The following is a 13,383-nucleotide window of genomic DNA, read 5'->3' as shown; positions in this document are numbered from 1 at the left end:
AGGTAATATAATGGATCCGGTTACAAGTTATGGAGTTTTATCATTATTGCCAGCATTTACAGCATTAATCCTTGCATTTATCACCAGAGAAGCAGTTTTTTCACTATTAATAGGAATTTTAGTTGGGATTATTGTTACAGGACAAAATATCTTATTTGGATTTACAGGATTGGCTCAGTCAGCTTTAGGAAATGCAGATTTTATTTGGGTTCTAAGTATAGAAGTTTTCGTAGGAATAATGATTGCCTACTTTCAAAAATCAGGGGCAATTGATGTGTTCTCAAAAACCATTGAGAAATTCAATGTAAAAGCAAGGGGAGCTCAAGTATTAGCTTGGTTATTAGGAATATTTATATTCTTTAGTGATTATTTTAGTCCACTATATGTAGGTACAGTTATGAGGAATATAACAGATAAAGCAAAAGTTTCAAGGGAAAAGCTAGCCTATATATGTGACTCTACATCTGCACCAGTTTGTACAATAATCCCATTTTCATCTTGGGGAGTATATATGGCTGGGTTAGTAGTTGGAATTGGAGGATTTACAGATAATAATATAGCTATGAATGCAATAGTTAGAATGGTTCCATTTAACTTTTATGGTATATTATCAGTAATAATGGTAGGGGCAATAGCTTTTGGAATATTTCCAGACTATGGGCCAATGAAAAAGGCGGAAAAGAGAGCTAGGGAAACAGGTAAAGTAGTAGGAGATGAAGCAAGACCTTTGTTAGGCAAGGAACTTTCAGAAATAAGACCAAAAGAGGGTATCAAGCCAAATATTTTTATAAACTTCTTTGCACCAGCTTTAATTATTATTTCAATTACATTAGGAACATATATATTTACTGGCAGTGCAAAAACATTAGAAGGTTTCGTTGCAGCAGTATCATTTCAATTTATAACTATGCTAATTCAGAAAATGGGAACTATATCGGAATTAATAGAAACAGCAGTTGAAGGAATAAAAGGTATTGTTTCAGCAGTTATAATATTAGCATTAGCTTACTCACTTAATTCTATAAGTAAGGAATTGGGAACAGCTAATTATGTTATATCTATAGCTAGTTCATGGATGACTCCAGCACTATTATTAGTATTTACTTTTATTATTTCTGCATTTATAGCCTTTTTCACAGGAACAAGTTGGGGAACATATGCAATTATAACACCAATGGTTGTTCCATTAGCATTCAATTTAACAGGAGGAGAAATAACTACTTTAGTATATGCAACTTTAGCAGCAGTAATGGGAGGCGGATGTTTTGGAGACCACTGTTCACCATTATCGGACACAACAATATTATCATCACTGGCAGCAGGGGCTGATCATATTGATCACGTAAAAACTCAAATACCTTATGCTCTTTCAGTGGCAGGAGTATCTGCCGTATTGTATTTAGTAATAGGAATAATGTTATAGAATGTAAACCTTGGGGGAATAAATATGATAATAGGAATACCAAAAGAAATAAAACCAAACGAATATAGAGTAGCTTGTGATCCTAATGGAGTAAAAGAAATTGTAAGCAGAGGACATGAAGTATTGATTGAAAAAAATGCAGGTTTAGGAAGTGGATTTACTGATGATGAATATAGGGAACAAGGAGCATCAATAATTGGCTCTGCCAAAGAAGTATTTGAAAAGGCTGATTTAATATACAAGGTCAAGGAAATATTCCCGGAGGAATTTGAATATATGAGAGAAGGACAAATAATATTTACTTATATTCATTCCAATGCCTATAGAGAGCAAACAGATGCTATGATTAAAAAGAAAATCATAGGAATAGCATATGAAGATGTAAAGGACAAAGAGGGTGAATTTCCATTATTAAGACCAATGAGTATAATAGCAGGGAAGGGAGGTTTCTTAGCAGCATTAAACTTTATGCAAAAAATACATGGTGGTAATGGAATATTATTATCAAGAATAGATGGCATAAGAACACCTGAAATAACTATTATAGGAGCAGGTAATTCAGGTGTAGCAGCTGCAGAGTTAGCATCAGCTTTTGGAAACAAAGTAACTATACTAGATATAGATATAAAGAAACTTGAAGAAGCAAGAAAGATATTGCCACCTAATGTTGAACTGTTATATTCTAATAGAAATAATTTAGAAATGTGTTTAAGAAGGACGGATATATTAATGAACTGTATTCTATGGCCAAAATGGAGAAAAGATCATTTAGTAGAGAGGAGTATGCTAAGTATGATGAAGAAAAGCTCTTTAATAGTAGATGTCTCCTGCGATGAAGGTGGAGCTATAGAAACTTGCAAATCAACATCTCACGATGATCCTACTTACAAAATAGACGGAATAACACATTATTGTGTAGATAATATACCATCAGCTTTTTCACAGACAGCAACTAAATCATTATGTAATTCAACTTTACCATATGTATTAAAAATAGCCAATAAGGGAGTAGAACAAGCATTAAAAGATGATAAATATCTTAGAAGGGGTTTATCTTTCTATTATGGAAAATTAACTCTAGAAGAAACTGGAAGGAAACAAGAAAGACCATATATAACACCTGAAGAAGCTTTAGGAATATAAGTAAAGGAAATTAAAAAATTCATAAGTATTTTAAGCTGCTAAAATATCCTATAGAGTTTACAATATTGTAAATTCTATAGGATATTTTGTTTGCAATATATACTTAAAAATGACGTAAAAATTAAAATATATTTGTTTATTGTCAGAAATAGTAGGGATTTTATTTAATTAAAATAAGATTTTAATATTCAAGTTTTTAAGAAAATATTGACTATTTAGTAAAAAATATATATAATTATAATATATAACTATTAAATTTTACATATACATAAGTTTAATATACGTATTATTTTAAGTAAATCTTATATTAAAAACAACACTTATCATTAAATTCCCAGACAGTTTAACAATAACAAAATACAGATTAATCAATAGGTTTTAGGAAAAAAATAAATGCTTTATATAATTACTAAATGAATAAAATAGAATTTCTAAAACATATAACAATATATTGTTTAATATATTGTTATTAAAAACAATTAAATTTTAAATTATCCACAGAAAATAGATAAGGCTATTAAATATATTAATAAATCAAGTAAATTGCTTTGATTATAAAACTTATCAAAAACAGTATAAATATCTCAAAAAAATTCAATTATTTAACTTAAGCTTCCAAATGATTTATTTAAAAATGTAACTAAGAGAGGAGGATTTTATATGATTTTTACTGAATATACTTAAAATATAAATAATAGTATTAAAATTTATAAAATGTACTAGTAAATATATAAGAAAGGAAATGAGAAATGGGAAATGAAAAGATATTAGAGATTAAAGATTTACACACTGCTTTTAGATTCCAAGATGAATACTTTAATGCAGTAGATGGAGTTTCTCTTACCTTATATAAAAATGAGTTACTAGCCATTGTTGGAGAATCTGGTTGTGGTAAAAGTACAGTTGCTAATTCTATAGTAGGATTACATGATAAAAATTTTACTCGAGTTAGTGGAGAAATAATTTATAATGGAGAAAATATAGTTGAATATTCTGAGGAACAATTAAATAAAATTAGAGGTAAGGAAATAGGTTTTATTTTTCAAGATCCATTAGCATCACTAAATCCACTACATAGGATTGGAAGACAGATAGAAGAATCTTTAATATATCATACAGACTTGGATAATGAACAAAGGAAAGATAGAGTACTAGAACTTTTAGAACAAGTAGGAATTGCTAATCCTAGAAGAACCATAAATCAATTTCCACATCAGTTATCAGGGGGTATGAGACAAAGAGTATTAATTGCTATAGCACTTTCATGTAAGCCTAATATAATAATAGCAGATGAGCCTACAACTGCTTTGGATGTTACAATACAAGCTCAAATATTAGACCTTCTTACAGAACTCCAAAGAGAAATTAATGCAGGAATTATTCTTATTACTCATGATTTGGGAGTAGTAGCACAAATGGCAGATAGAGTTGCAGTAATGTATGCTGGGCAAATAGTTGAGATGGCTAGTGCTAAAGAAATTTTCAATAATCCTCTTCACCCATATACAAGATCATTACTACAGTCCATACCTCATAATGATTTAGTTGGTGAAGAACTTCATGTTATCCATGGAATAGTTCCATCTTTGAAAAACTTGCCAAGAGAAGGTTGTCGTTTTGCATCAAGAATTCCATGGATAAAACAGTCAGAACATGAATGTAATCCTGTACTTCATGAAGTTTCAAAGGGACATTTTGTAAGATGCACTTGTTGGAAAAATTTTCACTTTGAAAATGAAGGAGGGCATTAGAATGGGGTTTTTAGACATTGTGAACTTAAAAGTACATTTTCCTATTCGTGGAGGATTCTTTAATACTATACAAGATTATGTTTATGCAGTAGATGGAGTCAGTTTTTCTATTGAAGAAGGAAAGACTTATGGTCTTATTGGTGAGTCAGGATCTGGTAAAACTACAATTGGAAAGGCTATTGTTGGACTAGAAAAACCGACGGGAGGCTCTATTTTATACAATGGACAACCAGTTCATACAAAAAGTCTTAGAAAAAAAGTAAAATACAATCAAGATGTCCAAATGATATTTCAAGATGTTTTGTCTAGTTTAGATCCAAAGAAAAGGATTAGAGATATTATTGCTGAACCCATTAGAAATTATGAGAAATTGTCAGCAGAAGAAGAAATAGAAAAGGTTTTACAACTATTAAATATAGTAGGGATGCCTTCTGATTCCTTGTATAGGTATCCACATGAATTTTCAGGTGGACAAAGACAAAGGATAGGTGTAGCAAGAGCTGTGGCATTAAATCCAAAACTTATTGTTGCAGATGAACCTGTTTCTGCTCTTGACTTATCAGTTCAAGCACAGGTATTAAATTTTTTAAAGGAAATACAAAAAGATTTTGGGTTAAGTTATCTATTTATATCTCACGACCTAGGAGTAGTAAAACATATGTGTGACTACATATACATCATGTATAGGGGCAGATTTGTGGAGGTGGGCACAAGAGATGACATATATAATAATCCACAGCATATTTATACTAAAAGACTGATTGCTGCCATTCCAGAAATTAATGCTGAAAAAAGAGAAGAGCTTCGAAATAATAGAATTAAAGTTGAACAGGAATACAAAGAAAAAGAAAATTTGTTTTATGACGAAAAAGGAAGAGTATTTGACTTAATCCAGATTTCTGAGACTCATTATGTTGCAATAAAAAGTAAGGAGGATTTATAAAATGTGGAAAACAGTCTTACGTAGAATTCTATTAATGATACCTCAGATTATAATATTAAGTATAATCGTATTTACATTAGGTAAGATGATGCCAGGAGATCCTTTTACTGGTTTGATAACTCCAGATATTGATCCTTCAGTTATTGAAGCATTAAAGGAAAAGGCAGGTTTAAATGATCCTCTACCTGTCCAATATAAAAATTGGATTGTTAGAATTATTAGAGATGGTGATTTTGGTAAATCTTATACTTATAAAATGCCAGTAGCCACATTGATTGGTGAAAGAGCTAAAAATACATTGTGGCTATCCTTATTGACATTAATATTGACATATTTAATAGCAATACCTCTTGGTATATATGCTGGACGGTATCAAAATTCATGTTTTGATAAATGTGTAATAATATATAATTTTATTAGTTATGCTATACCTTCATTTATTCTATCATTAATACTTTTGGCCATATTTGGATATAGATTAGAATGGTTTCCAACTACGGGATCCGTTGAAATAGGTGTTCAAAAAGGAACAATTGACTATATTCTTAGTAAATTGCATTATATGATTTTACCAGCTATTACAGCTGCAGTCCTAAGAACTACTGGAACTATACAATATCTTAGAAATGAAGTAATCGATGCTAAAACACAAGATTATGTTAAAACTGCTAGAAGTAAAGGTGTGCCTATAAATAAAGTTTATACTCATCATATATTTAGAAACTCACTACTACCCATAGCTGCATTTTTTGGATTTACTATTACTGGACTTCTAAGTGGTTCTGTTTTTATTGAAACAATTTTTAGCTATTCAGGTATGGGAGAACTATTTATTACATCAATTACCAGCAGGGATTATTCAGTAATGAATGCCTTAGTTTTGTTATTTGGTGTATTAACCTTGTTTGGAAGCTTATTGTCCGATATAATAATGGCCTTTGTTGACCCAAGAATAAGGATAGAATAGGAGGGAGTAAGTATGCAAAAAAATCAACTTCATGAAAATAACACTATATCTGAAACAGAGGAAAAAAACTTAAAAGCTTCCAGTGAGGTTCCATCCTTTTGGAAGGTGGTAAAAAGAGAATTTGAATTTGATAAACTTGCAAAGATATGTCTTATTATCCTAATTATTATTTTTTCTACTGTACTAATCGGTTCCTTTGTTTTAAATCAAGAAGAAGTTATGAAAATAAACTTAAGAAATAAATATAAATCACCAAGTAGAGAATTTATTTTAGGGACAGATATTGGAGGTAGATCCATTGCAGGTCAATTGCTAATCGGTGGAAGAAATTCCATTTTAATAGGCTTTGCTGTTACTATATTAACTTCTGCAATAGGAGTAATTGTTGGATTAATTGTTGGGTTTTATGGTGGCAAAATAGACAATGTAATAATGCGAATATGTGATTTTATTTCTATACTACCTACAACTATGCTCATTATCACATTTGTAGTTGTTATTCCCAAATATACTATGTGGCATTTTATATTTATTATGACTATATTTTATTGGGTAGGAATGACTAGATTAGTAAGGAGTAAGGCCTTATCAGAAAATAGAAGAGATTATATAAATGCTTCTAGGATAATGGGGACAAGTGATTTTAAAATTATGTTCGGTGGTATTTTACCTAATATTAGTTCAATAATCATTGTAGATTTGATTTTAGGCTTTGCTGGTAATATAGGAATCGAAACGGGTCTATCTTTCTTAGGATTTGGCTTACCGCCCTCAACACCTTCATTGGGAACTTTGGTTTCTTATGCTAGAACTCCAGGTGCAATGTCGAGTAAGCTATGGTTATGGCTGCCTGCATCATTATTGATATTAGTGATGATGCTGTGTATAAATTATGTCGGGCAAGCATTTAAAAGAGCGTCCGATGCAAAGCAAAGATTAGGATAAAAAAAGGGGGAATTGTAAAATGAAGAGAAAATTTAAAGCTATTATTCCATTTTTGTTAGTATTTATGCTTGTGCTAACATCATGTGGTAAAAAAGAAGTAACTTCACCGAATCCAGAAGAAGTAACTCAGCAGCCAGATAGTGATGAAGGTAAGAATAAAGCATCAAAGGAAATAGAATTACCTCATCCAATGCTTCTTAAAAAGGATGGTGAAACAGTTGGAGGAACACTTAATGTTGCTTTAGTTACAGATACACCTTTTGAAGGTATTTTTAACACATTTTTATATTCGAATAATGTAGATTTTAAATTAATGGAACCATCGAATGGAACTTTTATGAAATCAGGTCCAAACTATGAAATAATAGATGGTGGATATTGTGATGTTGAATTTAATAAAGAATCTAAGACAGCTACTTATAAGATTCATAAGGATCTAACTTGGTGTGATGGTGTACCTGTAACAGCGGAAGATATAATATTTGTATATGAGAGCATTGCACATAAAGATTATCCAGGAGTAAGGTTTGATAGTGATTATAGAAATGTTGTAGGTATAGAAGAGTATCATGCAGGAACTGCCGATACTATTTCAGGGCTTAAGAAAATTGATGATAAAACACTTGAAGTATCCTTTAAGGAATTTTATCCAGGAATATTATGGGGAGCAGGTCTTACTTATAATGCTGAACCAGCACACTATCTAAAGGACATTCCAATAGAAGATATGGAAGGACATGAAAAGGTTAGAATAAAGCCACTATCTTGTGGTCCATTTATGGTATCCAATATAGTTCCTGGCGAATCAGTAGAATATGTTCCTAACCCATATTGGTTCGGAGAAAAGCCAAAAGTAGATAAGATTGTTTATAAAAGAACAAATCCTGATACTATAGTAGAAGCATTAAAAGCTGGAACATTTGATTTAGTTTCTGAAATAAATGTTGATAGTTATCCAGAGTATAAAGATTTAAGCAATATTACATTATTATCAAATATAGGCAGAACTTATGGATATATGGGTTTTAAACATGGAAAATGGGATAATCAAGCTAAAAAGGTTATAGTTGATCCAAATAAGAAAATGTCTGATGTTAAACTAAGACAGGCAATTGCTTATGCCATGAATAATGAAGAAGTAGCAGAAATATTTTATAATGATTTAAGAATACCTGCTAATTCATTAATTACACCAGCTCATGCTACTTTTTGGAATTCCGAGCAAGAAGGATATGAATATAATCCAGAGAAAGCAAAACAAATATTAGATGAAGCTGGCTATATAGATAAAGACGGAGATGGTATGAGAGAAGATCCAAATGGAAATAAGTTAAAGATTAATTTTCTTTCAATGTCAGGTGGAGATATTGCGGAGCCATTAGCACAATTCTATGTTCAATGTTGGAGAGAAGTTGGATTAGATGTAAGTTTACAAAATGGAAGATTAATAGAAATGAATGCCTTTTATGATATGGTTGAGGAAGATAATAAAGATATTGATATATATATGGCTGCTTGGAATACTGGTTCTAATCCGGATCCATCAGGGTTATATGGAAGAGATGCAATGTTTAATTATCCTAGGTTTGCAACAGAGGAAAATGATAGGCTTTTAGCTGCTATTGCATCAGGTGATGCATTTGGAGAAGATGGAATTGATAATGATTATTTAATAAAAGCTTATCATGATTGGCAAAAATATGCACATGATGAAGTTATAGTAGCACCTACTCACTATAGGGTAGCCTTGACAGTAGTTAATAATCGTGTTAATTATATTGATGTAAATACAGTTACTGATTGGGGATGGGAAAAGATTGGATTATTATCCGATTCTCCTGAAAAAGCAAAATAGTAAGATTTTAATTAAATAAATTAAAATAAGGTCTAGTGATAAAAAGTCATTAGACTTTATTTTTTGAGAATAAATTTTAAAGTGCAAGGCTAGATATATAAGAAATAGTAGTTTTAAATACTATTATTTCTTATAACTCTTTTATTGTAATTAATCTTTACATAGAATTAATTATACTAAATTGGGTATAAATCATATAATAGAATAAAAAAGTTAGGATGATAATATGAAAACAATAGCTGCGTTTTTTGATATTGATGGAACTATATTTAGAAATTCTTTAATGATTGAACATTTTAAAAAACTAAATAAATATGAGGTAATTGATCCTGCTATTTGGTATACTAAGGTAAAAAAGGTATATGAAGAATGGGAAAAAAGGTTTGGAGATTTTGAACTTTATCTTGAAACTTTAGCTCAAGTATATATAGAAGAGCTGAAAGGTGTTAATAAGACCTATATAGAATTTATAGCTAGTCAAGTAATTAATATTAATGGTGATATGGTTTATAAATACTCTAGGGATCAGATTGAATGGCATAAAAAACAAGGGCATAAAGTGTTTTTTATTTCTGGCAGTCCAGATTTTTTAGTATCAAAAATGGCAGAAAAATATGGTGTTACAGAATATAAGGGAACCATCTATAAAGTAGATGAAGAGAACAGATTTACTGGTGAAATAGTTAGGATGTGGGATTCTGAAAGCAAGCAAAGAGTTTTAAATGAATTGATATTGAAATATAATGTAGATTTAGAAAAAAGCTATGCTTATGGAGATACTACAGGAGATTTGTCTATGCTTAGAATGGTGGGAAATCCAGTAGCTATAAATCCAAATAAACCTCTTTTTTTAGCCATAAGGGAAGATAAAGAACTATCAAAGAAAATAGATATTATTGTAGAAAGAAAAAATGTTATTTATAAATTAAATCCAAATGTAGAAATATTATAGAAAGATGGAATTTTAAATTATAATTAACATGGTTTATATTGTAATCTTATCGTAAAGACTTTTTTATAAAAATATATTATAATTATGATAAAAGAGGATATAATTCAGATAGGACAATGACTTATTAAATTATTTATGGGAGTGATATTTATGAAAAAGTTTTTATCCTTATTGATAATAACAGTGATAATTATATCTTTAATTGGGTGTGAGAAGGTTATATCTAAAGATCAAGAAAAAGGGGAAGACATATCAAAGAATAAGGAATTAACAATAGTAGATTACTATCCTTTTAAAGAGAATACTATTATGGATTATGAAGGCATAGGAAATGAATATGCAGAACAAAAGACTTTTATAGAATTTGTAGAGGGTAATAGGGCTCAAATGAAAATCATGAACTCTGGAACTAATTTTGTAAAAGTTTTAGAGTATAAAAATGGAGAGTTAACAGAAGTTTTTGCAGAAGGTGAATTTTATCATATTGAAAATATGTTAAATGCCAATACAAATAGTAATAATATTGTATTGAAAGAACCTTTAGAAGTTGGAAACACTTGGTCAAATAATGAAGGGAGTACCATGGAAATAACTAGCCTAGACAGAAAAATAGAGACTCCTTCTGGAACCTATGATGCATTAGAAGTAACTACTGAGTTTAAAGATGGAGGTAGGCAGAGAGAATATTATGCAAAGGATATAGGTCTTGTAGCAAGAATTTACAATAATGGTGAATTTGAAGTTAAAACTCTATTAAAAAAAATAGATAAGGATAATCAAGAAATGGATATATTGACATATTATCCAGTAGCAGGAGATATTGATACAGTATACATTGAACAGGATATAGAGTTTGGTACAAATGAAAGCATAGAGGATATTTTAGAAAATGTTATGAAAAATCCTCCATCAGATAAGCTAATTCCATCTATTTCAAAAAATACTAATATAAATAAGATACATTTAAACAGAGAGTCATGGACACTAGAAGTGGATTTTTCAAAGGAGTTACTAACTGATATGAATGCAGGTTCTTCCTTAGAAATTGAAATATTAAAATCTATAGTCAATACATTAGGTAAATTTTATGATGCAGAAAAAATCTATATAACAGTAGAAGGTAGTCCTTATGAATCAGGACATTTTAGTATAAAACCTGGCGAATACTTTCAAGTAGATGATTCAGGTATAAAAGAGTTTAAAAAATAAAAAAACAAGTATCATTTTTGGTGCTGGGCACCAAAAATGATACTTGTTTTTTAAATCCCTAATCTTCTTCACTTTTGTTGTCTTCTCTTTTAGCATCTTGATTTTTATCATTTTTTCTCTTTTGGTTATTTTGATTATTTTGCTTATTTTTTGCCATTGCTACTATTTCACTCCCTTTTCAATAATTATCCTTGCATATATAGTATTACAAATAAATGAAATTTTACTCTTTAAATTATAAAAAAACTATAATTTAACAAAAAAAGAAAGTCTAAGCTTTCTTTTTTTCTAAATCCAATAAAAATCTAGATGGTTCTACCTTTTTTTCGCCTATATTATTTATAGTAATTAAAGATAAGTGATATTTTGCTCTGCTCATTCCTACATAAAAAAGTCGTCTTTCCTCTTCTATTAATTCATACTTACCTTTTTCATAAGCTTCAATACTAGAAATAGAGGGAAAATCACCGTCTACTAAATCTATCATATAAACTCTATCAAACTCTAACCCTTTAGCAGAATGTATAGTAGATAAAGTTACTGCGTTTTTAGAACTTCTTGAATTTCTACATAAATGTTCCAAATATTTTAATCTATTTAGTAATTCATCTAAATTTCTACTATTATTAGCTATAAATTTTAAATAATATATAATGGTTTTTAAAACATCATAGGTATATCCAAATTTCATAGAGTTTTCTTTAAGATATTTTTCATATTCCAACTCATGTTCTATAAAGGTTATTGCATCACTAGGACTTAGTTTCCCAAGTTTCTTGAAATCAAGCTTTAATTCCTTTAGGGTAGATTTATAAAAATTTGATAGACCAGGGAAGTCCATTATTCTATCAAATATTGATAGATTATAATTTAAAGTTTTAGCATAATTAATCTGTTTTTTTGATATATATCCTTTTGTTTTATAATAAATATTCTCATATATATTCATATTAGTAGTATCTTTGGAAAAAATTATAAAGTTTATTATATCCTGTATAAGCCAATGGTTGAAAAATCTAACTTTAATATCTTTCATGGTAAATGGAATTTTATTTCTTTCCAACAATTCAATAAGACCAATAGATGATAAGTTGTTTCTATATAGTATGCAACATCGAGAAAGTTCTCTAGTTTTTAAATCCTTTACTAGATATTTATATTCTTCATCAATAGAATTAAATTTTACTATATTTATAGGTTCTATAAAGTTGTTATTAGTAGAAATATTTTTATTATATCTTAATGTATTTTTTTTTATAAATTGGCTACAAACAGATACAATATTTTTTGATGACCTATAATTTTCTTCCATAAAGAATAACTTCCCATTAGGATAGATTTTATTGAAATTTAAAAGTCCCTTAGGATATGCCCCTCTAAATCCATAAATGGACTGATCATCATCTGCTACAATAAATAAATTGTTCTTAGGACTTGCTAATAGTTTTATTATTTCTAATTGAACCTTGGAAGTATCCTGTCCCTCATCTACCTGAATGAAATCATACTTAGTACGATATTTTTCTAATATATATGTATTTGATTCAAGAATCTCTAAGGCAATAGTTAGCATATCATCAAAATCAATTAAATTATTATCTTTTTTATATTTTTCATAAGCATCATAGATTATTTTAAAATTTTCAATATCAGACTTATTATGCTTTAAAAATTCATCTGCTGATAACATCATATTTTTAATATAGCCTATTGAATTTAATAGGGATTCTAATTTCTCCTCAGTAATATATTCTTGATTTGTTGCAAAATATATTTTTTTAATTACGTTATATTTATTAAGTTCATTTTTTTCTTCTTCAATCAATGTATATTTAATTCTATTAATATAGGCATATTCCCTGATTAAACCAAAACAAAAGCTGTGTATTGTAGAGAATTGAATGGGAATAGAAGATATTTCTGAAAAAGATTTATTAAATCTTTCTTTCATATCTTTAGCAGAAGATTTACTAAAGGTTATTGATAATATTCTTTCAGGACTTATTTTATGATTTAATATTAGATTAACTGTTCTATGTATCAAAACCGTAGTTTTCCCTGCACCAGGTACTGCTAATATCAATGCAGGACCTTCCACATGATGTATAGCTTTTTTCTGTCCTATACTTAAGTTCATATAAACACCTACTTTTAAATTTGTCTTATATATTTTAACATAAAAAAGAAATAAGTAG

General features: G+C 29.2%; 10 protein-coding genes. 9 read left to right on the top strand and 1 reads right to left on the bottom strand.

Annotated elements, in window-relative coordinates:
* The first annotated feature begins 10 nt into the window (after positions 1–10).
* The 9 genes from BUB33_RS08295 to BUB33_RS08255 all read left to right on the top strand — a co-directional run bounded on the left by BUB33_RS08295 (position 11) and on the right by BUB33_RS08255 (position 11,188).
* A complete protein-coding gene (locus BUB33_RS08295; RefSeq protein WP_072975381.1) occupies positions 11–1,423 on the top strand; it encodes a Na+/H+ antiporter NhaC family protein in 1,413 nt (470 codons plus the stop codon).
* Positions 1,424–1,447: 24 nt separating this feature from the next.
* Positions 1,448–2,566 (top strand): alanine dehydrogenase, encoded by a 1,119-nt coding sequence (locus BUB33_RS08290; RefSeq protein WP_072975378.1) that lies wholly within the window; start codon positions 1,448–1,450, stop codon positions 2,564–2,566.
* 749 nt (positions 2,567–3,315) lie between these two features.
* Positions 3,316–4,317 (top strand): ABC transporter ATP-binding protein, encoded by a 1,002-nt coding sequence (locus BUB33_RS08285; protein WP_072975376.1) that lies wholly within the window; start codon positions 3,316–3,318, stop codon positions 4,315–4,317.
* Between the two features lies 1 nt (position 4,318).
* Positions 4,319–5,260 carry an ATP-binding cassette domain-containing protein gene (locus BUB33_RS08280; protein ID WP_072975373.1) on the top strand — a complete coding sequence of 314 codons (942 nt, stop codon included), beginning with the start codon at positions 4,319–4,321 and terminating at the stop codon, positions 5,258–5,260.
* 1 nt (position 5,261) lies between these two features.
* Complete coding sequence (gene opp4B / locus BUB33_RS08275; protein ID WP_072975371.1) at positions 5,262–6,227, top strand: oligopeptide ABC transporter permease; 966 nt, start codon at positions 5,262–5,264, stop codon at positions 6,225–6,227.
* Positions 6,228–6,239: 12 nt separating this feature from the next.
* Positions 6,240–7,172 carry an ABC transporter permease gene (locus BUB33_RS08270; RefSeq protein ID WP_072975368.1) on the top strand — a complete coding sequence of 311 codons (933 nt, stop codon included), beginning with the start codon at positions 6,240–6,242 and terminating at the stop codon, positions 7,170–7,172.
* A gap of 19 nt (positions 7,173–7,191) precedes the next feature.
* The gene (locus BUB33_RS08265; protein ID WP_072975364.1) at positions 7,192–9,027 is read left to right on the top strand and encodes an oligopeptide ABC transporter substrate-binding protein; all 1,836 of its coding nucleotides are present in this window, start codon (positions 7,192–7,194) and stop codon (positions 9,025–9,027) included.
* 226 nt (positions 9,028–9,253) lie between these two features.
* A complete protein-coding gene (locus BUB33_RS08260; RefSeq protein WP_072975361.1) occupies positions 9,254–9,979 on the top strand; it encodes an HAD family hydrolase in 726 nt (241 codons plus the stop codon).
* Between the two features lie 150 nt (positions 9,980–10,129).
* Complete coding sequence (locus tag BUB33_RS08255; protein ID WP_072975358.1) at positions 10,130–11,188, top strand: GerMN domain-containing protein; 1,059 nt, start codon at positions 10,130–10,132, stop codon at positions 11,186–11,188.
* A 271-nt stretch (positions 11,189–11,459) separates the two neighbouring features.
* Here the strand turns inward: BUB33_RS08255 and BUB33_RS08250 are convergent, their stop codons facing one another.
* Entirely contained in the window at positions 11,460–13,325 is a 1,866-nt protein-coding gene (locus BUB33_RS08250; RefSeq protein ID WP_072975356.1) for an ATP-dependent helicase, read from the bottom strand.
* Positions 13,326–13,383: the final 58 nt, after the last annotated feature.

Source organism: Tissierella praeacuta DSM 18095 (assembly GCF_900128955.1).
GTDB classification, from domain to species: Bacteria; Bacillota; Clostridia; order Tissierellales; family Tissierellaceae; genus Tissierella; species Tissierella praeacuta.
The sequence above is the reverse complement of the archived record's forward strand: the minus strand, read 5'-3'. Positions and strand labels throughout refer to the sequence as shown.

Bases quoted from the DNA above. Each gene is read 5' to 3' on its own strand.
- BUB33_RS08295 (WP_072975381.1), top strand. From the start codon at position 11: ATGGATCCGGTTACAAGTTATGGAGTTTTATCATTATTGCCAGCATTT.
- BUB33_RS08290 (WP_072975378.1), top strand. From the start codon at position 1,448: ATGATAATAGGAATACCAAAAGAAATAAAACCAAACGAATATAGAGTA.
- BUB33_RS08285 (WP_072975376.1), top strand. From the start codon at position 3,316: ATGGGAAATGAAAAGATATTAGAGATTAAAGATTTACACACTGCTTTT.
- BUB33_RS08280 (WP_072975373.1), top strand. From the start codon at position 4,319: ATGGGGTTTTTAGACATTGTGAACTTAAAAGTACATTTTCCTATTCGT.
- opp4B (WP_072975371.1), top strand. From the start codon at position 5,262: ATGTGGAAAACAGTCTTACGTAGAATTCTATTAATGATACCTCAGATT.
- BUB33_RS08270 (WP_072975368.1), top strand. From the start codon at position 6,240: ATGCAAAAAAATCAACTTCATGAAAATAACACTATATCTGAAACAGAG.
- BUB33_RS08265 (WP_072975364.1), top strand. From the start codon at position 7,192: ATGAAGAGAAAATTTAAAGCTATTATTCCATTTTTGTTAGTATTTATG.
- BUB33_RS08260 (WP_072975361.1), top strand. From the start codon at position 9,254: ATGAAAACAATAGCTGCGTTTTTTGATATTGATGGAACTATATTTAGA.
- BUB33_RS08255 (WP_072975358.1), top strand. From the start codon at position 10,130: ATGAAAAAGTTTTTATCCTTATTGATAATAACAGTGATAATTATATCT.
- BUB33_RS08250 (WP_072975356.1), bottom strand. From the start codon at position 13,325: ATGAACTTAAGTATAGGACAGAAAAAAGCTATACATCATGTGGAAGGT.